The sequence below is a fragment of the Burkholderia cenocepacia genome (genome assembly GCF_900446215.1).
Lineage (GTDB): Bacteria > Pseudomonadota > Gammaproteobacteria > Burkholderiales > Burkholderiaceae > Burkholderia > Burkholderia cenocepacia.
The window spans coordinates 1,125,141-1,144,920 of sequence record NZ_UAQZ01000001.1 but is presented as its reverse complement, the minus strand read 5'-3'; the positions used below and the strand labels follow the sequence as shown (position 1 = coordinate 1,144,920).

Sequence of the window (19,780 nt, the reverse complement as noted above, 5' to 3'; positions counted from 1 at the left end):
CACGATGACTTCCCCGTCCTCCTCCCGGCCCGCCTGGACGTACGAGAACAGGCTGCTGCTGATCCTGTTCATGACGTTCGGCTTCGTGTTCTTCGACCGCCTCGCGCTGTCGTTCCTGTTTCCGTTCATGTCGGCCGAGCTGCACCTGACGAACACGCAGCTCGGCATGGTGTCGTCCGCGCTCGCACTCACATGGGCGCTGTCGGGCGCCGCCACGGGTGCATGGTCCGACGCGCGCGGCACCCGCAAGCCGCTGCTGATCGCGGCCGTGCTCGGCTTTTCCGTGTGCTCGGCGCTGTCGGGCCTCGTCGGCGGCTTCGCGAGCCTGATCGCGTTTCGCGCGCTGATGGGCATCGCCGAAGGGCCGGTGCTGCCGCTGTCGCAATCGCTGATGGTCGAAAGTTCGACGCCGAGCCGCCGCGGGCTGAACATGGGCCTGCTGCAGGGCTCGGCCGCCGGCCTGCTCGGCGCGATGATCGGCCCGCCGGTCGTGATCGGCATCGCCACCGCGTACGGCTGGCGCGAGGCGTTCTACGTGTCGTGCATTCCGGGCTTCCTGATCGCGTTCTGCATCTGGCGCTGGGTGCGCGAAGTGCCGCCCGGCGGCGTGCGCCACGCGCAGGCCGACACCACCGCGGCACCGGCCGCCGGCGGTGCGACGGTCAGCCGCTGGGCGCTGCTGAAGGAGCGCAACATCCTGCTCTGCGTGCTGATCAGCTGCTTCTTCCTCACGTGGTTCGTCGTGATCATCTCGTTCGCGCCGGTATTCCTCGTGGAAAGCCGCCACCTGTCGCCGGCCGACATGGGCGTCGTGATGACCTGCCTCGGCGCCGCGTGGGTGTTCTGGGGCTTCGCGGTGCCGGCGATCTCCGACCGGATCGGCCGCAAGCCGACGATGATCGCGTTCGCGCTGATCGCGGCCGTGTGCCCGGTCGTGCTGATCCACGTCGGCTCCGTCTGGGCGCTCGGCGCGCTAGTGTTCGTCACGTACACGGGCCTCGGCTGCTTCACGCTGTTCATGGCGACGATCCCGGCCGAGACGGTGCCGCCGCGCGCGATCGCGAGCGCGCTCGGGCTGATCATGGGCGCCGGCGAGCTGATCGGCGGCTTCGTCGCACCGACCGTCGCCGGCTTCGCCGCGGACAAGTACGGCCTGCAGTTCGCGATGTGGACGTCGACCACCGGCGCGATCCTCGCGTGCGTGCTGTCGTTCGGCCTCGTCGAAACCGCGCCGGCCGTGCTGCGCAAGCGCGCGCTCGCCGGCGCCGCGGCCGGCCGCCTCGATACGCAAAACCTCGGAGGACGCTGACATGCGCGCACTTCAATGGCATGGCCCGCGCGACGTCCGTCTCGTGGAAATCGACACGCCGCACGTCGGCCCCGGCGACGTGCGCATCGCGGTCGAATATTGCGGCATCTGCGGCAGCGACCTGCACGAATATGCGGACGGCCCGCACGCGATTCCGGTCGACGTGCCGCATCCGCTGTCGCGCCGCACCGCGCCGCTGACGCTCGGCCACGAGTTCTGCGGCACCGTCGTCGAAGTCGGCGCAGGCGTGACGACGCTGCGCGCGGGCGACCGCGTCGCGGTCGAGCCCGAGTATCGCTGCAGCCAGTGCGCGTACTGCCGCGCGGGGTCGTACAACCTGTGCGTGTCGATGGGCTTCGCCGGGCTGATGGGCGACGGCGGGATGGCCGACTTCGCGGTCGTGCCCGCCTACATGCTGCATCGCCTGCCCGACGGCGTGAGCCTCGAACAGGCCGCGGTGATGGAGCCGGCCGCCGTTGCGCTGCACGCGCTGCGACGCGGCGAGCTGCGACTCGGCGAGACCTGCGCGGTGTTCGGGCTCGGCCCGATCGGCCTGCTGCTGATCATGCTCGCGAAGCGGCAGGGCGCGACGACGATCGTCGCCGTCGACGTGTCGCCCGAACGGCTCGCGGCCGCCACGCGCTTCGGCGCGACGCATGCGTTCGATGCGCGCGGACTCGATGCGTCCGCGCTGCAGGACGCGATCCGCGCGACCACGGGCGGGCTCGGCGTCGATGCGAGCTTCGAGGCCGCCGGATTGCAGGCCACGTTCGAATCAGCGATGCGGGCACTGCGCAAGGGCGGCCGCGTCGTGATGGTGGGCCTGATGCCGCACGCGGGTTTCGACGCGTTCCGCGCGGTCAACGACGAACTGACCTTCACCGCGAGCGTCGGCTATCGGCATGCGTACGAAGACCTGCTGCGCATCGTCGCGTCGGGCGCGCTCGACCTCACGTCGATCGTCACGCGCACCGTGTCGCTCGAAGACGCCGTCGCCGACGGCTTCGACGCGCTGCTCGCCGATCGCACGCAGATCAAGATCCTCGTTTCACCCGCGCAGCGGCCAGCCCGCCGCGCCACCACCATCGGGAGTGCCGAACATGAATCGTCAGTGGGCGTTTGACGGGCAGTCCGTCGTGGTGACGGGCGGCACGTCGGGCATCGGCGCGCGCACCGCGCTGCGGTTCGCGCAGGCCGGCGCGTCGGTCGTCGCGCTCGGGCTCGACGCCGCCGGTCCGCACGCGCCGGTGCATGACCGCATCCGGTGCGTGGAACTCGACGTGGCCGACGGCGCGGCACTGACGCGCACGATCGCCGGGCTGCCGCGGCTCGGCGCGCTCGTCAACGGCGTCGGCATCAGCCGCCACGCGGACGAATACCGGATGGACCAGTTCGAGCACGTGCTGAACGTGAACCTGACGTCGGTGATGCGGGCCTCCGACGCCGCGCTGCCCGCGCTGGCGGCCACCGGCGGCAGCATCGTCAATATCGCGTCGATGTACACGTACTTCGGCAGCAAGGACCGGCCCGCGTACAGCGCGAGCAAGGGCGGCATCGCGCAGCTCACGCGTTCGCTCGCGCAGGCGTGGGCCGATCACGGCATCCGCGTGAACGCGGTCGCGCCGGGCTGGATCGACACGCCGCTCAGCAGCACGCTGATGGCCGACACGCAGGCGTCGCGCCGCATCGTCGAGCGCACGCCGCTCGGGCGCTGGGGCACGACCGACGAAGTCGCGGAAGTGATCCTGTTCCTGTGCTCGCCCGGCGCGTCGTTCGTCACCGGCGCGGTCGTGCCGGTGGACGGCGGGTATTCGACGGTCTAGCGCTCGACACGCCGCGCATCGACGGATCGACGCGGACCTGCCGAGGCGCGTTGCACGTCACGGCTTCCCGTGACCGTCGCCGAACCGGGTTCGCCCGGTTCCCGTTTCTTCATATCAATCAGTAGTCCCATTAAAAAATATCCGGCTCGACCGGATCATGTGAGGAGCACTTTGGAGATGACGAAAAAGACCTTTCTGGCGCTCGCGGTCTGCACGCTTCCGGCCGCGGCATTCGCCCAGAGCAGCGTGACGATGTTCGGGCTGATGGATGCCGGCATCAGCTACGTCAGCAACCAGGGCGGCCACGGCGCCGCGAAATTCGACGACAACATCTTCTTTCCGAACCTGCTCGGCTTCGAAGGCAAGGAGGATCTCGGCGCGGGCACGCGCGCGATCTTCCGGCTCGTCAACCAGTATTCGCTCGGCAACGGCTCGATCATCGGCGGCGGGCTGTTCGCGCGCACGGCCTATGTCGGGTTGCAGAACGACCGGTACGGCACGCTGACGCTCGGCAACCAGTACGAATTCATGGTCGATGCGCTGGCCGCCAGCGGCAGCGAGATCGCGCAGGATCTCGTCGGCCTGTACGGCTTTCGCAACGGGCCGTTCGACCGGCTCGCGCTGCCGAACAACCCGACCGGCGCATTCGACTGGGACCGCGTCGCGGGCAGCAATCGCGTCGCGAATTCGGTCAAGTACACGAGCCCGTCGTTGTCGGGCCTGACTGTCGGCGCGCTGTACGGCTTCGGCAACGTCGCGGGCTCGATCGGTGCGAACAACACGGTCAGCATCGGCGCAAGCTACGATCGCGGCCCGTTCGGCGCGGGCGCCGCCTATACGAACCAGAAATACGGCGCGGCCGGCGGGCTGCCGCCCACCAGCGTGCGCAACTGGGGCGCGGGCGTGCACTACACGGTCGGCACGGTCACGGGCAAGGCGCTCGTCACGACCGTGCACAACGCGCGGAACGGCGCGGGGGCGTGGTCGGCGGAAGCCGGTGCCGCGTGGCGGCCGTCCCCGGTATGGGTGATCGGCGCGAGCTACACGTACATGAAAGGCAACGACACGCTCGACAACGCGCACGCGCACCAGTTGCTCGCCGCCGTCCAGTACTGGCTGTCGAAGCGCACGATGGTGTACGTGGCCGGCGTGCATCAACGCGCGAGCCACGGCAGCAATGCGCAGATCAACGGCGTGATGGATGCGAACGGCGCATCGAGCGGCGCGCTGCAGTCGATCGCGCGGGTGGGGTTCAGTACGCGGTTCTGATCCGGCGCGGGCTGTCGACGCTCAGGCAGCCCGCGCGGTTCGCCGACAACACGATTGCGCGCGTAGGTCACAGAAACAGCAGCGCCGGATTCAGCGCCGTTTCGTCGCACGGCCGCGCACGCCAACCCAGTGCCACCGGAACCGAATAAAGCCGCCGCGCGCCGAAACGCGGCCAGAAATGGCACAGCCCGGGCGCGATCACCTGCACCACGGACAACCCGATGTCGGGCCGCGTCTTGTCGACGACGAGCACGTCCATCCCGGCCGCCGCGATCCGCCCGACACAATGCGCGATCGCCGCCGGCAACGACGCGATATCGAGCGGCTGCCACGTCGAATGCGTCGTGGCGGGCGTGCCTGGCGCCGGATACAGAAATCCCGTCGACGAAAGCATGTCGCGATCCCACGGATCGGGCGCATCCGCCGCGATATCGAGCAACTGGTTGACCTCGGTCAGCGCCCGCTGCACCGCGATCCTGCCATCAGGATGACAACCGAAACCGATCGAGAAACGTCCGTCCTGCAGATTTTCCGCGAGCGCGGCCACGGTCGGCACCGTGAGATCGGTGGTGATGTCGAGCGCCCACACACGCCATCCGAACGCTGCGTATTCGTGCACGAGCGCGTCGAAGTACGGATCGGCGAAGCTCGCAAGCTCGATGCCGGGGCGTTCGATCCGGTTGTACCACCAGATCGCGACCGCATCGCGCTCGATCAGCTCGAGCATGCCTTGCAGCATCGCCTCGTCGAGGCTCGATCCCGCCGCGCAGCCGTTCGGATTGTGCACGCAGGCGGCAGGCGCCCGCGCACTGTCGGGCGTTTCCGCGTAGCAATAGCTCAGCGGCACGAGACGGCGCCGACCGTCGACGAGCGACCACGCAGGCGTCCAGTCGATCACGTCGCGCGACGTGAAGCGCGGCGGCACCTGCTTGCGGACATCGCGCGTCAATGCGTTGATCGCGTCGCGCGCGTCGAATTGCCGTTCGCTGAACTGCTGAAGCGCGTTCACGTGGATCGGCTCGGCGTCGCAAGCCGGATCGGCGCGCAGGCCGTCGATGCTGCCGGTCACCGTTGCCTCGTCGCCTTGATACACGCTGCTGAAGCGTTCGAGCGCCTCGCACAGCGCGCTGGTGCGGGCCTGCTCGTCGGTGCGCCCCTTGCCGGAGCAGAGCCTGTCGAACCGGTTGCTGTCCGGTACGGCGGCCGGGCACACGAGAAAGCCCGACGCATAGACCTTGCGCAGGCCCGCGTGCCGCTTCGGCATCGGATGCAGATACGCGATCGCGCCGCTGACCGGCGAGATCAGGTGCGCGTGGCGCGCGAACACCTGCTGCGGATCGGCGGTCCGGTAGCCGCCGTCCGCGCGCGCCAGCGGCGCAGGCGCGGCGAGCCGCGGCGCACGCGCCGCCTGCTCGCGCATCCACAAGGGATGGCCGCAGCACGGGCATTGCGGCCGCCTGACCACGCGGTGCCGTTCGACGGTCAGCGTATCGAGGCGCTGCGCGACGATATGCGTTTGCGAACGCTCCGCGACCGCGCGGTTGACCGCGATCTGCTCGACCGTCGCGGCCACGAGCGCGGCCGCCGCCGCGGCCCCGGCTCGCGAGGCTGCCGGCGGCACGTGCTTCGCGTCGCGGCCATGATGGCGCGCCAGCAGCGCCTCGACCGGCCGGTTAACGCGAATCCAGTAGCGCACGCATTCGACGCACGGCGCATCGGCAAGCGCGTCGACGCCGCCGGCCAGCAACGGCCCGATCAGCGTCTGCACACCGCCGGCCGCGACGACGAGCAGCGCACCGCCGCGCGCCGCCACGCGGGCGGCGCATGCGGCGAGATCGTCGCGGTCGTGCGTATCGACGATCGCGACGGTCAGTTCGGCTTCCTTGGCGATGCCGATACAGGCCGTGTCGAGCGCGCGCCGGAGCGGCGCGCCGTCCGCACCGAACGTCTCCACCGCGACCCGCAGTTGCGCGACGCGCGCGCACGCCGCGTCGCCGTCGAGCCCGGCGCGCTCGAAATAGCCGCGCGCCGCATCGTCGCCGTGCGGCGGATCGGCGCGCACGTAGCCGCGCCGCACCAGATGGTCGAGCCGCGCGAGCACGTCCCATTCGCCGAACGTGCCGGCCAGCGACGCCACGATCTCGGCAATCGTCATGCGGGCCCGCAGGCACGCGGCGATCCGCACGAAGATCGCGCCGGACAGCATCGCGCGCTTGAATTCGTCGACGACGAACAGCGTATCGGGCCCGGCATCGAGCACGAGCAAGTGCGGCTTGAAGCGCAATACGCGCGAAAGGTCATCGAGCATGCGTCGGGCTCCGTGCGACGGGTCGGACAAACGTCGCGCGGCCCGGGCAACCGCTCCGGGCCGCGTGACGGTGCGCGGGTCGGCCGCGCCCGGTCAACAGCAGGTGAACAGGTAACACGGCCCCGCGTCGCAGTAGGCCGCGAGCGCTACGGCCTCCTCGTCCAGGTGCGCCGGCTGCTCCGGTATGCCGACCGTCATCACGTTGCGCGGCAGGTTCCAGCTCCCGCCGCCTTTCCCGTCGCTCGTCCAGCCATGATCGCCGCCCGTCTTCTCGATGTCGATGTCGATGATCCACGGGCACTGATAGCCGAAGTATTTCGCGAGCGTATCCAGCGGCCGGTCCAGCAATTCGGTCTTGAACGCCGGGTCGCGCCACGAAAGCGCGATCGCACGCAGATAGACCTTCTGAAACTCCAGCATCGATTCGAGCGTCGGATTCGCGTTGTCCTTTGCCATGTCGGTTTCCCCGGAGTCATTCCATGATGGTGATGTGGTCCGCGTTGTACGCGGCCAGCGCCTGCGCGAACTGCGTCTCGTCGGCGGGCGCGGGCGGCAGGTACAGCGTGAGCCTGTTTTTCTGGCCGGCCGTCCAGTCGCCGTTGACGGTCGGCGTCCATTCCGACGATTTGAGCTGCACCTTCAGGTCGAGCTTGAACGGGAAGTGATAGTCGAACTGCTCGCGCAATGCGTGGACCGGATCGGCCTCGAGCTTGTCGAGAAACGCCGGCGAATGCCACGCGAGGGCGATCGCCCGGATGACGGTCGCGCGGTATTCGAGAAACTGTTCGTACGTCGGTAATCGAAGATCCTTGCTCATCGGTCTGCTCTCCTGAATGACGGTTTGAACTGCTTACGGCAACGACTGCAACGTCGCTTCGGCGAGCCTGGCGATGCGGCCCATGCCCGCCGTCGTTGCAATTTCGACTGCGCGCCGGCATGCGTCCAGCGCGGCCACGCCGCCGCAACGCGGATCGGCCCGGCACAAGTACTCGCTCTGTTTCAGCAATAGTTGTGCTTCGTAATACCGTTCGCCGCTCGATTCGCACCAGGCGAGGCACTGCCCGATCTGCGCGAGCGCCGCGTCATGGTCGCCGCGTTCGGCATCCAGTTCGGCCAGCAGCGACGCGTAGTAGGTCAGCCCAAGCAGGCCGCCCGACTGCCGCTGCGCGTCGAGATGCGCGACGACGCCCGCGCGATCGCGTTGCGTCCACGCGTGAATGATCGCGGCGTAGTGCCCGACCGCGCGCAGCCGGTGCGCGTCCGCGAGGCGGAGAATCGCCTCGGACACCGCTCGCGCCGCGTCGCGATCGCCCGCGAGCTGATGCGTGCGCGCGAGGTACATCATCGTGACGCCGAGCGTCGGCAGATGATCGAGGCAGGTCGCGCGATACACGGCTTCGTGCGCCATCGCGAGCGCCGGCTGAGGATCGTCGTCCATGCACCAGCGCACGCTGGCGAGCGACGCCATCGTCCATGCGCGCGTATCGAGCCCCAGGATGCGCCGGTGCCCCGCGTCGCGTCGCACGTCGTAACCGGCCAGCACCGCGTCGAACGCGGCACGCGCGCGCGCATAGTCGCCGTCGACCCACAGGCTCATGCCGCGCATCGCGTCCGCCGCGACCTGCACGCCCGCCTCGCCGCGCTCGGTCGCGAGCGTGTCGAGCCGCTTGCCGATCCGGCGCACGGTCGCGCGGTCGCCGGCGACGTGGTAGTAGGTCGACAGCGTCCACAACGCGCTGATCTCGAGCTCCGGGTCGTCGAGCGTCTGCGTCTGCCGCAGCAACTGTTCCGCATGCTCGCGTACCTGCGCATCGGCCCAGCCGAAGCGCGCCATCGTCGCGTGCGTCAACGTGGCGCGGATGCGCGCGCGGTCGTGCTCGCGCTGCGCGTGATCGGCGGTGGCGAGCCAATCGAGCACGGCCTGCCCGTAACGGATCGCATCGTCGTATCGCGAACGTTCGAGCGCGCGGCGCGCCGCGTCGATGCCGTGCGCGATCGCGTCCGCGCACGCGCCGGCGCGTGCGAAATGTCCGGCGACGCCGAACGCATGCGCCCCGGCGCCGCGATCGGCCTGCGCGAGCAGCGCACGGCCGATGCGCGCGTGGTTGCCGCGCCGCACCGCGGGCGGCATCGATTCGTATGCGGCGTCGCGAATCAGCGCATGGCGGAACGCATAGAACACGCGGTCGCGCCGATGTTGCGCATACACGATCCGCTCCTCGAGCAGCAGCCGCAGATGCGCGTCGAGCGTGACCCGATCGTGCGGCGACGCGTCGGCGAGCAATTGCGCATCCACTTCGAGCCCGATGGTCGCGGCGAGCTGCGCGGTGTCGCGCGCGTCGTCGATCCGGTCGAAGGCCAGGCCGAGCATGCCACCGAGGCTGAGCGGCAGCGGATACGGGTCCGTTGCCGCAGGCCCCGCGAGCGGACCGTCCGCGCCGCTCACCTTCAGCTCGCGCGCGACGGCCTCGATGAACAGCGGAATGCCGGCGGTGCGATCGGCGAGCCGGTCGAGCCACACCGGATCGAACGCGCCCGGGCCCAGATGCGCCGACATCAGACGTTGTGCGTCGTCGCGCGGCAGGCGGCGCAGCACCACGCGATCGGTCGCGCCGCGCCAGCGCGCGAGCTTGTCGGGGCGCGACGTGAGCACGATGCACAGTGCCGCTGCGCGCGGCGAGTGCTGCAGATACGCGAGAAACTCCTCGGTCGAGCGATCGAGCCACTGAACGTCCTCGATCACGAGCAGCACCGGCGCGCCGTTGCCGAGCGACACGATCAGTTGCTCGAGGACGTCGAACAGCGCGTGCTGCTCGCGCGCGCTCGACCACAGCAGCCCGTTCGCATCGCAGGGCAGCCCGAGCCAGGTCGCGAGCGCGACACGCGCCGCCGCATGGTCGCAATCGAGCGGCGCGATCATCGCGTCGATCGCCGCGAGCGCCGCGCCGGGCGCGCGATCGGCGTCGACCTGCCAGTGCGCGGCGATGAACCGCAGGACCGGAAACAACGCGTGGTTCTCGCGTTCGGGCAGGCAGCCGCACTGCGCGAAGGCATGGCCGCGGGTCCGCACGGCCTCGCACAGCTCGTGCACGAGCCGCGACTTGCCGAAGCCCGCATCGCCGATCACCAGCCGCGGCACGCCGGGCGGCGCCGGCTCGCCGCGCCTCGCGCGACGATGCCGCTCGTGCGTGTCCTGCCACGCGCGCAGCAACGCGTCGAGCTCGCGCGCGCGGCCCACCATGGGCGTGCGCCTGCCGGCATCGAGCGAATCGAACGGCGTATCGGCGTGCCGCTCGCCGAGCAGTTCATGAACCGGCTGCGACACGACACCCGCGCGCGCGAGCCGCAACGCGGTCGGCCGCGAATCGGCATGCCGTTCGAGCACGAGCCGCGCATCGTCGCTGATCAGAATCTGTCCCGGACCGGCCAGCCGCAACAGCCGCGATGCCGCGGCGGGCGTCGACACGCCCGACATGTGCGACGCCTGCGCGAGCACCTGCCCGACGTGAATCGCGGCGGCCACTTCGACCCGCCAGCCTTCTTCCGCGCCGGCAGCAGCACGGCCGCCGGCGGCCGGCGGCACCGGCAGCCGCGCGCGCTCGGCGACGCGCACCATGTCGAGCGCCGCCCGCACTGCCCGGCGGGCGGGCCGGTCGATGTCGCCTTGCAGGCCGAAATGGAACAGCAGCGTGTCGCCGAGCCGTCCGCCCACATGCGCGCCGTAACCGACGGCGATATCGGCGCACTTCGTCAGCCACTGTTCCTCGTAGCCGTCGAGCACCATCCCGTGCTCGGTTCCGGCATGGCGCCGGCGGCCCTCTCCGGCGATCGTCACGCAGCAGCACAGGGTGGTGATCTGCCGGTACTCGCCCACCTCCGCGATCGTCTCGCCGCGCGGCGCAAGCGGTCGCGAACGCGCGTGCCGGCCGGCGCGACCGGCGTCGAACTGGCCGACGAGCGCGGCGAAGTTGAGCGCACGAAACTGCGCCGCGAGCGCCTCGGCCGACGCGGCGCGCTGCCGCGGATTCTTGTTCAGCGCATGCCGCAGCACCGCGCCGAGCGGCAGCGCCGCGATCGACGGCGGGAGCGCCACATCCACCGGGCTCAGTTGCTGATAGAGGATCTCGGCCACGCTTGCGCCTTGCATGACGACCTCGCCCGTCAGGCATTCGATCACGATCAGGCCCCACGCATACAGGTCGCTGGCGGGCGTCGGCGGCTCGTTGCGCAACTGCTCGGGCGCGCAGTAGGGCGGCGAACCGAGCACCTCGGTCGCGAGCGTCGCGGTCTGGCGCGCGATGTCTTCGGTGCCGGGCAGCAACGCGCCGATGCCGAAATCGAGCAGCTTCGCGTGCGGCCCGTCGTCGGCCATCGCGATCACGATGTTCTGCGGCTTCAGATCGCGATGCACGATGCCGCGCCGATGGGCGGCCGCGAGCGCGTCGAGCACCTGCGTCATCAGCCGCCCGGTGTCGATGGCCGACAGCGGCCCGTCCGCCGCGAGCCGGTCGCGCACCGTCCGGCCCTCGACCAGTTCGAATACGGCGAACAGCCGCCCGTCGGGCGCCTCGCCCTGGTCCAGCAGCGCCACGATGTTCGGATGCCGCAGCGCCTCGCACAGGCTCGTCTCGCGCCGAAAGCGTGCCCGCCGTCGCATCCGCTCCGGCGCGACCAGCGCGGCGTCGTCGCGCATCAGCTTGAGCGCGACGGCGTGCCCCGTCTCGTCGCAGGTCGCCCGAAACACCACGCCGTTGCCGCCTTCGCCGAGCAGCGCGCCGAGCCGGTAATGCCATTTGCCGGCGAGCGTCGCGAAAGGCGCCGCGCGCTTCGACGGTTCTGGTGCGTCCGGGCGGACGGCGGGGTGAGACGCGGTCGGTAGCACGGCCGGTTCTCCCGCGTTCACGGGCAATGGACGACCGGGCCCGGCACCGCGCGCGGCACGCCGAGACGCGGCCCGACGGCCGGCACCGACTCGCATTCGAGATGCTCGCCGCGCATGATCCGGAACGGCACATCGCCGAAGCGGACGCTGCCGCGCCGACGCTCCACGAGCTGGCTCGCGCCCAACCCCGGCAGCGCCGCGAATTGGCTCCGGGCGCGATGGATCTGCACGTTGACATGGGACGCGTCGATGCCGAGCATGCGCGCGAGCCGGTCGAGTTCGATCCACCCTTGCGTGGCGGCGTCGTAGCCGGCCTGCATGTCGGCCGAGCGCGCGCGGGCAAGCGTGACGAGGCTGTAGTGATGGGCGCGTTCGCCGAGGTCGACCACGCCGCCACGGACATGCAGCAGCATGCGCACGTGCTCCTCGTCGCGGCTGACGAAGAATTCGAGCAATTGCGCCGGCGCGGCCGGATCGGCAGGAGCGGCGAGCATCACCGTCGAGCCGTGGCGCGCGAGCGCGAGGCGCCACGCGAAGTCGCCGGTCGACACTTCGTCGCCGTCATGCAGCGCGCGCGGCGGCAACGTGTCGTCGCACAGCCATTCGCCGGCCGGCGAACGAACGATCGTGACCGGCTGCGCGGCAGGCGCCGGCAGGATCTGGCATGGCGCGAGCACGATCGGCGCGGCGGCGCCGCGGATCGGCCACAGCGTATCGGCCGGATCGTCGAGCGACTCGACGCGCCACGGCGCGATGCCGGCCCTGCCGAAGCGGATCACGTCGCCTTGCTGCAGCACCGCATGCTCGCCGTCGCGCAGCGAGACGCCCGATACCGACGTGCCGTTGCTGCTGTGATCGTGGAGCTCCCAGAGCCCGCCGACCCAGCGGATATGGGCGTGGACGCGGGACACCGAGCCGTCCCGGATGACCGTGTCGCAGCGCGCGTCGTCGCGGCCGAACACGTGATACGCGCGGAGCAGGCATGCGTCTCCGGAAGCGTCGTTCTTGAGTATCGCCATGGCCGCCCCGTGTCGGATTCGCCCGGATCGTTCGAGTGACGCATCGACGCTGCCGGGCAAGCGATTGCTTCAATGATCGCGAACAGTGCCGCCCGTTCGCCGCCTCGTTACCTGTTTTTCTGGTCAGCTTCCTGCAAGGGTCGCCCAAGCGTCGCGCGTTATTTCGGCAAATTGAATGGTCGATCGCTTTGTTGTTTTAAAGTCTGGCATCCCGATGAAAATCCTGCCAAATAAAATCGTGCTCCGCAACCGGCATACCTGGATAACGATTTTATATTGCAATGCTTTACCTTTTCGATGAATTTTCGGGTGACGGATAAAGGGTCGAAATTCTTCATCGTGGCTCGCTCTGCCGTGATCCATGCGCCATGGCCGACACGATGACATTGAATGACGGAGTCGGATTAATGACCTTTGCCAACGCGGAATTCTTGTTTGCACGATGGAAAATAAAATAAAACCGTTTCGATTTTTAAAATAGTTTTATTCGGCGTTTTTATAATCTTCCCTGTTTAACTTATTCATGAATCCCACCGCATCGCGGCGAATGTCTCGCGGGGTAGTCGGCAAACGCAGGTGTATCCGCACGACCATGCATCGGGAGGCGTCGATCGAACGGCCGCGACACCGGATGCGGCATCGCGCCCGCCCGGTCGCCGGGATCGATTCACCCACGACATCGCAGGAACGCCCCCAACGGCCGCCTCGTCGCACGCCCCGCCCCACCATCCCGCCCTCAATAATCCCCTTGACGCTGTATCTTTCGATATATATCTTTAGATATGTTTTACGACATACAGGACACGATCATGCGACACAATCACTTCCGCGGCCATGCCCGATGCGACGGTCATGGTGCGCATGACCACCCCGAGGGATTCGCCGGTCTCTGGTACGCGATCGGTCGCCACCGTCGCGGCCACGATGCATTCGGCGGCGGCCCGTTCGGCGGCCGTGGCGGGCGCGGCTTCGGCGATTTCGGCGACGACGGCATGCCGCGCGGCCGCCAGTTCAGCTCCGACGATCTCCAGCTGCTGCTGCTCGCGCTGGTGGCCGAACAGCCCAGCCACGGCTACGAACTGATCAAGGCGCTCGACACACGCTCGAACGGCTTCTACAGCCCGAGCCCCGGCATGGTGTATCCGGCGCTCACCTATCTCGAGGAAGTCGGCTTCGTCGCGTCGCAAGCGGAAGGCAACCGCAAGCGCTATGCGCTGACCGACGCAGGCCGCGCGCATCTCGACGCCCAGCGCGAACGCGTCGACACGCTGTTCGCGCGCCTCACGCACCTCGCCCGCAAGATGGAGTTCATGCGGCGCGCGTTCGCCGGGGAATCGGCGGGCAACGAAGCGCAGGACGAATCGCAAGCCGGCTGGCTGCCGGAATTCGTCGAGGCGCGTCTCGCGCTCAAGCGCGCGCTGCTGCACAAGAGCGCCGCCGACGCCGACGAACAACGCCGCATCGCGGCCATCATGCGCCGCGCGACGGCCGAAATCGAAGGCGGCGCCGGCGCGTGATCCGCGCCGTCCCGTCACCACCCAAGGAGAACGGATCGATGCAGAACACATCCGAGCGCACCGTCACCCGCGTGCGCCACCCCCTCAAGTTCCGCCTGCTGCAAGTGCTGCGCGTGCATCCCGTGACGCCGCATCTGCTGCGCGTCACGCTCGGCGGCCCCGATCTCGCGGATTTCGAATCTGCGTCGTTCGACGATCACGTGAAGATATTTTTCCCGCCGCCGGGCGCGGAACGCCCCGCGCTGCCGACGCTCGGCGCGAACGGCCCCGAGTTTCCGGCAGGCGAACCGAAGCCGGTCGCGCGCGACTTCACGCCGCGCCGCTTCGACCGCGCCGCCCGCGAACTCGATCTGGAATTCGTGCTGAACCATCCGGGCCCGGCATCGCAGTGGGCCGCGCAGGCACGCGTCGGCCAATGGCTCGGCATCGGCGGCCCGCGCGGTTCGTTCGTCGTCCCGACCGGTTTCGACTGGCATCTGCTGATCGGCGACGATACGGCGCTGCCGGCCGTCGCGCGGCGTCTCTCGGAATTGCCGGCCGGCGCGCGCGCGGCGGTCGTGCTGGAAGTCGCGGATCGCACCGCGCAGATCTCGTTCGATACGCGCGCCGACGTGCATGAAATCTGGCGCTTTCGCGCCGAAGCCGACGCGGCGGACGGCGATGCGCTGCTGAATGCCGTGCGCGACCTGCCGCTGCCGTCGTCCGGCGACGGCTACGTGTGGGCGGCCGGCGAAGCGCTGTCGATGCGCGCGGTGCGCCAGCACCTGACCGGCGAGCGCGGCGTCGACAAGTCGCGCATCCGCGCGGCGGCCTACTGGAAGCGCGGCGCGGCGGCCGTGCACGAAACGCTGGAAGACTGAGCGGGGCGGATACCGCTCGACCGGCGGCTGAAACAATCGTGGCGCCGGCGCAGCAACGGGCTTGGCACCGGCATCGCGGCGGGTATATATGTATGTCTGCGACGCCGCTGTCGGGCGACAGCCGCCGCAGCCCGCCCAGGAGCGCCCGGTCATGACAAAAGAAAGCCACGCTTCGCCTTTCCTTCGCCACCTGAAGATCGCCGGTTATTGCGGCCTCGCCGCGGTCGTCCTCGCGCTGTTCGTCGCGATGTGCGCGATCCTGAAGGAAAGCGCCCTCGACCGCGATGCCGCGCGGCATCCGGCCGATACGCCTGAACTGCACGATGCGGGCGGCAGCCCGTCCGCCTCGGCCGAATCGGCCCGCACATCCGGCTCGTCCGGCTGACGGCGTTCCGCCGCTTCCTTCTGCTTACGGCGCCTGCCGGCGCCCCATCACGACCGCATGCACCGAATCGCCGAGCCGTTCGAGCAGCGCGGTCACGCGTTGCCCGTACAGGTGCGCGGCCAGCGCGCCCACCGTGCCGACCAGCACCCCGCCCGCCATGTCGAACGGCCAGTGCACGCCCGCATAGACGCGCCCCCATGCGATCGCCACGGCCATCGCGGCCATCACGAAACCGGTGACCCGCGTCGTGCCACCGAGCAGCAGGCCGACCGCCATGCTCCACGCGAACGTCATGTGATCGCTCGGAAACGAACTGTCCGGCGCGTGCGGAATCAGCTGCGTGCCGACGCCGGCCATGAACGGGCGCGGCGAGAACCAGACATGCCCGAGCATCTGCGCGAGCACGAGCGCCACGCAGACGCCGACGCCGGCTTCGATCGCCTGGTGCCGCGCGGGGCGTGCGCCGAAGATCCAGGTCAGCAGCAGCATCGCGGGCAGCGCATAGACGAGCCAGTCGGCGGCGAAGATCGCGAGGCGGGCAACGCCCGGGTGCGGTGCACCGCCGGCGTTGATGGCGGAAAAGAGGGCGAGATTGAGGTTCTGCATGAATCCGGTTGCGTGGGGCGTCAAGGATCGGCCGGTTGCCCGGCCCGAGTCGAACGATGCTAGAGCGTCGCCGCTTAAGCGGTGCTTAATGCGGCAGCCGCCCGGACAAGGCCCGCGCGGCGAACGCACTTAGAGCCTGCACTGCAACACAAGTTCACACAATTGTCATATTCCCGCGCGACCGTTTCCCGTAAAGGCTCACCCTCTCTCCCGTAAAGACTCACCGTTTTCACACGATGGCGTCATCGATGCGTGCGACCATGGCCCGGCCGGCACGCCGTCCAGGCCGTTTGTCTCATTCATCTCAATATTTACGCCGCAAATTATTCGAAATCGGCAACAATTAATTCCAGATGCGGCATCGCACAACGGCAACGCACAGGCATACGATTACGTCCACTCATCCACGAAGCGATCAACAACAAGGAGTCCGCATGAAACCCAGCGATGTCCGATCGAAAGCGTTTGCGATGCCGTTGACCAGCCCTGCGTTCCCGATGGGCCCGTACCGTTTCGTCGATCGTGAGTTTCTGATCATCACGTACCGCACCGATCCGGACCGCCTCCGTGAAATCGTCCCCGAGCCGCTGCAGGTCACCGAGCCGCTCGTCCACTACGAATTCATTCGCATGGCCGATTCGACCGGCTTCGGCGATTACACCGAAAGCGGCCAGGTGATCCCGGTCGAATACAACGGTCAGGCGGGCGGCTATACGCTCGCGATGTATCTCGACGATCATCCGCCGATCGCCGGCGGCCGCGAGCTGTGGGGCTTCCCGAAGAAGCTCGCGTCGCCCACGCTGCACGTGAACACCGATCACATCCTGGGCACGCTCGACTACGGCAAGGTGCGCGTCGCGACCGGCACGATGGGCTACAAGCACAAGGAACTCGACATCGACGAGCAGACGAAGCGGCTCGCCGGCCCCAATTTCCTGCTGAAGATCATCCCGCACGTCGACGGCACCGCGCGCGTCTGCGAACTGGTGCGCTATTACATGCAGGACATCAAGATGAAGGGCGCATGGACGGGTCCCGCATCGCTGGAGCTGGCGCCGCACGCGCTCGCGCCGGTGGCCGATCTGCCGGTGCTCGAGATCGTCGAGGCGCGCCACCTCGTCGCGGATTTGACGCTGGGCCTCGGCGAAGTCGTCTACGATTACCTGGCTCAGTAACACGTCCGCAGTCCTTTCTCCCTGTCAATCCTTTCACCACGGGAATTCGAACATGAGCAACCTGAATGGCAAGACCGCAGTCGTCACGGGCGCCGCGAGCGGCATCGGCAAGGAAATCGCACTGGAGCTCGCCAAGGCAGGCGCGGCCGTCGCGATCGCCGACCTGAACCAGGACGGCGCGAACGCGGTCGCCGACGAGATCAACAAGGCAGGCGGCAAGGCGATCGGCGTCGCGATGGACGTGACCAACGAGGAAGCCGTAAACACCGGCATCGACAAGGTGGCCGAAGCGTTCGGCTCGGTCGACATCCTCGTGTCGAACGCGGGCATCCAGATCGTCAACCCGATCGAGAACTACTCGTTCGCCGACTGGAAGAAGATGCAGGCGATCCACGTGGACGGCGCGTTCCTGACAACGAAGGCCGCGCTCAAGCACATGTACAAGGACGATCGCGGCGGCGTCGTGATCTACATGGGTTCGGTGCACTCGCACGAAGCGTCGCCGCTGAAGTCGGCGTACGTGACGGCCAAGCACGGTCTGCTCGGCCTGGCGCGCGTGCTGGCAAAGGAAGGCGCGAAGCACAACGTGCGCTCGCACGTCGTGTGTCCGGGCTTCGTGCGCACGCCGCTGGTCGACAAGCAGATTCCGGAGCAGGCGAAGGAGCTCGGCATCAGCGAAGAGGAAGTGATCAAGAAGGTGATGCTCGGCAACACGGTCGACGGCGTGTTCACGACGGTGCAGGACGTCGCGCAGACGGTGCTGTTCCTGTCGGCGTTCCCGAGCGCCGCGCTCACGGGTCAGTCGTTCATCGTCAGCCACGGCTGGTTCATGCAATGAAGCCGCACGCCCGCACCGAAAAGCAGGCTGTGGATGCGGCGGACCTGCACCACGAAGCCGGCGCGCCGGCGGCCGCACGGTCGCTGCCGTACGAAACGATCGCGCTCGTCCTGCAGGGCGGCGGCGCGCTCGGCGCGTACCAGGCCGGCGTGTTCGAAGGGCTGCACGAGGCGGGCATTCCGCTCGACTGGATCGCGGGCATCTCGATCGGCGCGCTCAACACCGCGCTGATCGCCGGCAATGCGCCCGAGCATCGCGTCGAGCGCCTGCGCGAATTCTGGGAAACGATCTGCCAGCCGGCGTTCTTTCCGACGATTCCGGCCGCGTTCGAATTCGCGCTGTTCAACAGCATCGACCAGGTCCGCACGTTCTTCACCGCGTCGCAGGCCGCCAGCGCGATGATGCAGGGCCAGCAGGGCTTCTTCGTGCCGCGCTTTCCGCCGCCGCTGCCGGGCGTGTCCGACCATCCTGAAAAAATCAGCTGGTACGACACGTCGGCGCTGCGCGCGACGCTGCTGAAACTGTGCGATTTCGACCGGATCAATTCGGGCGAGACGCGCGTGTCGGTCGGCGCGGTCAACGTCGGCACCGGCAACTTCGTGTACTTCGACAACTCGCGCATCCGTCTCGCGCCCGAGCATTTCATGGCGTCCGGTGCGCTGCCGCCCGCGTTCCCGCCCGTCGAGATCGACGGCGAGTATTACTGGGACGGCGGTGTCGTGTCGAACACGCCGCTGATGGAAGTGCTCCGCGCCCGGCCGCGCCGCGACACGCTCGCGTTCCAGGTCGATCTGTGGAGCGCGCGCGGGCCGCTGCCGCGCACGATGGCCGACGTCGCCGAGCGCACGAAGGACGTGCAGTACTCGAGCCGCACGCGTTTCGTCACCGACACGCTGCAGCGCGAACAGCGCTACCGCAACGTGCTGCGCCACGTGCTCGAACAGGTGCCGGAAGAGCAGCGCAAGAACGACCCGTGGTGCGTCGAGGCCGAAGCAATGTCGAGCGGGAAGAAGTACAACATCCAGCATCTGATCTATCAGCAGAAGGCGTACGAGCATCACTACAAGGACTATCAGTTCGGTCTGTCGACGATGCGCGACCACTGGTCCGCGGGTCTCGACGACATCCGCAAGACGCTCGCGGTGAAGGACGGCCTCGCGCTGCCCGTCAACGACGCGGGCTTCGTCACGCACGACATTCACCGCCGCCGGTAATGCCGTGTGCAACGGGCCGGCATGCTGCATGCGCCGGCCCGTCCTCCTTTCCGATTCGACATGTCGATTTTCATTGCGCTATTCGCGCTCATCGCCCTCGGATGGGGCGCCGTTCACCTGTTTCACGTCATCGCCGCGCAGTTCGGCCAGCCGGTCGCGATCGCGGCCGCCGTGCTGGCCGCCGCGCTCCTGGTCGCGCTGATCGCGTGGTGGCTCAAGCGTCGCCGCGACATCGCACCGAACACGAAGGAAGAAGGCTGGACGCACGTCGTGCATCGCGCGTGGGGCGAGTTGCGCGTGTCCGCGACGCAAGGGCTGCTGTGGCTGTCGCATGACGGCGCGGACGGCCGCTATACGCTGTCGCAGCTCGACGGCTGCGAGGCCGCGCCGATCGACGGCCGCTGGCATCTCGTCGTGCGCGTGCGCGACGCCGTGCGCGGCGAATGGAAGCTGCCGATGATGGACAAGCGCGATGCGCAGCGCTGGGCGCGCGTGCTCACGCTGGCGAAGGACAACCGGCTCTGAACGCGCGTGCGGGCCGCATGGCTCGCACGGGCCGATCGCACAATGATCGG

Annotated in this window: 18 protein-coding genes; 11 read left to right on the top strand and 7 right to left on the bottom strand. The window is 68.5% G+C overall.

What is annotated here, in order from left to right:
* Nucleotides 1-4 precede the first annotated feature (4 nt).
* The 4 genes from DTA15_RS05340 to DTA15_RS05325 all read left to right on the top strand — a co-directional run bounded on the left by DTA15_RS05340 (nucleotide 5) and on the right by DTA15_RS05325 (nucleotide 4,401).
* The gene (locus DTA15_RS05340) at nucleotides 5-1,309 is read left to right on the top strand and encodes an MFS transporter (protein ID WP_006488522.1); all 1,305 of its coding nucleotides are present in this window, start codon (nucleotides 5-7) and stop codon (nucleotides 1,307-1,309) included.
* A gap of 1 nt (nucleotide 1,310) precedes the next feature.
* Nucleotides 1,311-2,432 carry a 2,3-butanediol dehydrogenase gene (locus tag DTA15_RS05335; protein WP_006488527.1) on the top strand — a complete coding sequence of 374 codons (1,122 nt, stop codon included), beginning with the start codon at nucleotides 1,311-1,313 and terminating at the stop codon, nucleotides 2,430-2,432.
* Nucleotides 2,410-3,132 carry an SDR family NAD(P)-dependent oxidoreductase gene (locus tag DTA15_RS05330; RefSeq protein WP_006494091.1) on the top strand — a complete coding sequence of 241 codons (723 nt, stop codon included), beginning with the start codon at nucleotides 2,410-2,412 and terminating at the stop codon, nucleotides 3,130-3,132. Before DTA15_RS05335 ends, DTA15_RS05330 begins: the two co-directional genes overlap by 23 nt.
* Before the next feature lie 177 nt (nucleotides 3,133-3,309).
* Nucleotides 3,310-4,401 (top strand): porin, encoded by a 1,092-nt coding sequence (locus DTA15_RS05325; protein WP_006488526.1) that lies wholly within the window; start codon nucleotides 3,310-3,312, stop codon nucleotides 4,399-4,401.
* A gap of 67 nt (nucleotides 4,402-4,468) precedes the next feature.
* Here the strand turns inward: DTA15_RS05325 and DTA15_RS05320 are convergent, their stop codons facing one another.
* The 6 genes from DTA15_RS05320 to DTA15_RS38205 form a co-directional block, all read right to left on the bottom strand.
* Nucleotides 4,469-6,709 carry a TOMM precursor leader peptide-binding protein gene (locus tag DTA15_RS05320; protein ID WP_006493354.1) on the bottom strand — a complete coding sequence of 747 codons (2,241 nt, stop codon included), beginning with the start codon at nucleotides 6,707-6,709 and terminating at the stop codon, nucleotides 4,469-4,471.
* A gap of 93 nt (nucleotides 6,710-6,802) precedes the next feature.
* Nucleotides 6,803-7,165, bottom strand: a complete 363-nt coding sequence (locus DTA15_RS05315; RefSeq protein WP_006488518.1) for a BMA_0021/BMA_0022 family TOMM bacteriocin — start codon at nucleotides 7,163-7,165, stop codon at nucleotides 6,803-6,805.
* A 16-nt stretch (nucleotides 7,166-7,181) separates the two neighbouring features.
* Entirely contained in the window at nucleotides 7,182-7,526 is a 345-nt protein-coding gene (locus DTA15_RS05310) for a BMA_0021/BMA_0022 family TOMM bacteriocin (protein WP_006488524.1), read from the bottom strand.
* A 33-nt stretch (nucleotides 7,527-7,559) separates the two neighbouring features.
* The gene (locus tag DTA15_RS05305) at nucleotides 7,560-11,612 is read right to left on the bottom strand and encodes a TOMM system kinase/cyclase fusion protein (protein ID WP_034178666.1); all 4,053 of its coding nucleotides are present in this window, start codon (nucleotides 11,610-11,612) and stop codon (nucleotides 7,560-7,562) included.
* Nucleotides 11,609-12,610, bottom strand: coding sequence for an FHA domain-containing protein (locus DTA15_RS05300; RefSeq protein WP_034178667.1), 1,002 nt, complete (start codon nucleotides 12,608-12,610; stop codon nucleotides 11,609-11,611). The genes DTA15_RS05305 and DTA15_RS05300 overlap by 4 nt, the downstream gene beginning before the upstream one ends.
* Before the next feature lie 123 nt (nucleotides 12,611-12,733).
* Complete coding sequence (locus tag DTA15_RS38205; protein ID WP_127837581.1) at nucleotides 12,734-12,973, bottom strand: hypothetical protein; 240 nt, start codon at nucleotides 12,971-12,973, stop codon at nucleotides 12,734-12,736.
* 446 nt (nucleotides 12,974-13,419) lie between these two features.
* On the opposite strand from DTA15_RS38205, the gene DTA15_RS05295 reads away from it, so the two are divergent.
* The 3 genes from DTA15_RS05295 (at nucleotide 13,420) to DTA15_RS05285 (ending at nucleotide 15,372) form a co-directional block, all read left to right on the top strand.
* Nucleotides 13,420-14,127 (top strand): PadR family transcriptional regulator, encoded by a 708-nt coding sequence (locus DTA15_RS05295; protein WP_012492994.1) that lies wholly within the window; start codon nucleotides 13,420-13,422, stop codon nucleotides 14,125-14,127.
* A gap of 38 nt (nucleotides 14,128-14,165) precedes the next feature.
* Complete coding sequence (locus DTA15_RS05290) at nucleotides 14,166-14,987, top strand: siderophore-interacting protein (protein WP_006485177.1); 822 nt, start codon at nucleotides 14,166-14,168, stop codon at nucleotides 14,985-14,987.
* A gap of 151 nt (nucleotides 14,988-15,138) precedes the next feature.
* Entirely contained in the window at nucleotides 15,139-15,372 is a 234-nt protein-coding gene (locus DTA15_RS05285; protein WP_006485180.1) for a hypothetical protein, read from the top strand.
* A 24-nt stretch (nucleotides 15,373-15,396) separates the two neighbouring features.
* Here DTA15_RS05285 and DTA15_RS05280 read toward each other — a convergent pair whose 3' ends face one another.
* A complete protein-coding gene (locus tag DTA15_RS05280) occupies nucleotides 15,397-15,978 on the bottom strand; it encodes an undecaprenyl-diphosphatase (RefSeq protein ID WP_006485151.1) in 582 nt (193 codons plus the stop codon).
* A gap of 434 nt (nucleotides 15,979-16,412) precedes the next feature.
* On the opposite strand from DTA15_RS05280, the gene DTA15_RS05270 reads away from it, so the two are divergent.
* The 4 genes from DTA15_RS05270 to DTA15_RS05255 are packed head-to-tail and all read left to right on the top strand — an operon-like array spanning nucleotide 16,413 to nucleotide 19,730.
* A complete protein-coding gene (locus DTA15_RS05270) occupies nucleotides 16,413-17,153 on the top strand; it encodes an acetoacetate decarboxylase (RefSeq protein WP_006485181.1) in 741 nt (246 codons plus the stop codon).
* Nucleotides 17,154-17,205: 52 nt separating this feature from the next.
* Nucleotides 17,206-17,991: a 3-hydroxybutyrate dehydrogenase gene (locus DTA15_RS05265; RefSeq protein ID WP_006485158.1), complete on the top strand. Its 786-nt coding sequence runs from the start codon at nucleotides 17,206-17,208 to the stop codon at nucleotides 17,989-17,991.
* Complete coding sequence (locus DTA15_RS05260; RefSeq protein ID WP_006496219.1) at nucleotides 17,988-19,205, top strand: patatin-like phospholipase family protein; 1,218 nt, start codon at nucleotides 17,988-17,990, stop codon at nucleotides 19,203-19,205. Before DTA15_RS05265 ends, DTA15_RS05260 begins: the two co-directional genes overlap by 4 nt.
* A gap of 60 nt (nucleotides 19,206-19,265) precedes the next feature.
* A complete protein-coding gene (locus tag DTA15_RS05255) occupies nucleotides 19,266-19,730 on the top strand; it encodes a hypothetical protein (RefSeq protein ID WP_020979719.1) in 465 nt (154 codons plus the stop codon).
* The last annotated feature ends 50 nt before the right edge of the window (nucleotides 19,731-19,780 follow it).

Coding starts and splice junctions, on each gene's coding strand:
- DTA15_RS05340 (WP_006488522.1), top strand. CDS start 5: ATGACTTCCCCGTCCTCCTCCCGGCCCGCCTGGACGTACGAGAACAGG.
- DTA15_RS05335 (WP_006488527.1), top strand. CDS start 1,311: ATGCGCGCACTTCAATGGCATGGCCCGCGCGACGTCCGTCTCGTGGAA.
- DTA15_RS05330 (WP_006494091.1), top strand. CDS start 2,410: ATGAATCGTCAGTGGGCGTTTGACGGGCAGTCCGTCGTGGTGACGGGC.
- DTA15_RS05325 (WP_006488526.1), top strand. CDS start 3,310: ATGACGAAAAAGACCTTTCTGGCGCTCGCGGTCTGCACGCTTCCGGCC.
- DTA15_RS05320 (WP_006493354.1), bottom strand. CDS start 6,709: ATGCTCGATGACCTTTCGCGCGTATTGCGCTTCAAGCCGCACTTGCTC.
- DTA15_RS05315 (WP_006488518.1), bottom strand. CDS start 7,165: ATGGCAAAGGACAACGCGAATCCGACGCTCGAATCGATGCTGGAGTTT.
- DTA15_RS05310 (WP_006488524.1), bottom strand. CDS start 7,526: ATGAGCAAGGATCTTCGATTACCGACGTACGAACAGTTTCTCGAATAC.
- DTA15_RS05300 (WP_034178667.1), bottom strand. CDS start 12,610: ATGGCGATACTCAAGAACGACGCTTCCGGAGACGCATGCCTGCTCCGC.
- DTA15_RS38205 (WP_127837581.1), bottom strand. CDS start 12,973: ATGGATCACGGCAGAGCGAGCCACGATGAAGAATTTCGACCCTTTATC.
- DTA15_RS05295 (WP_012492994.1), top strand. CDS start 13,420: ATGCGACACAATCACTTCCGCGGCCATGCCCGATGCGACGGTCATGGT.
- DTA15_RS05290 (WP_006485177.1), top strand. CDS start 14,166: ATGCAGAACACATCCGAGCGCACCGTCACCCGCGTGCGCCACCCCCTC.
- DTA15_RS05285 (WP_006485180.1), top strand. CDS start 15,139: ATGACAAAAGAAAGCCACGCTTCGCCTTTCCTTCGCCACCTGAAGATC.
- DTA15_RS05280 (WP_006485151.1), bottom strand. CDS start 15,978: ATGCAGAACCTCAATCTCGCCCTCTTTTCCGCCATCAACGCCGGCGGT.
- DTA15_RS05270 (WP_006485181.1), top strand. CDS start 16,413: ATGAAACCCAGCGATGTCCGATCGAAAGCGTTTGCGATGCCGTTGACC.
- DTA15_RS05265 (WP_006485158.1), top strand. CDS start 17,206: ATGAGCAACCTGAATGGCAAGACCGCAGTCGTCACGGGCGCCGCGAGC.
- DTA15_RS05260 (WP_006496219.1), top strand. CDS start 17,988: ATGAAGCCGCACGCCCGCACCGAAAAGCAGGCTGTGGATGCGGCGGAC.
- DTA15_RS05255 (WP_020979719.1), top strand. CDS start 19,266: ATGTCGATTTTCATTGCGCTATTCGCGCTCATCGCCCTCGGATGGGGC.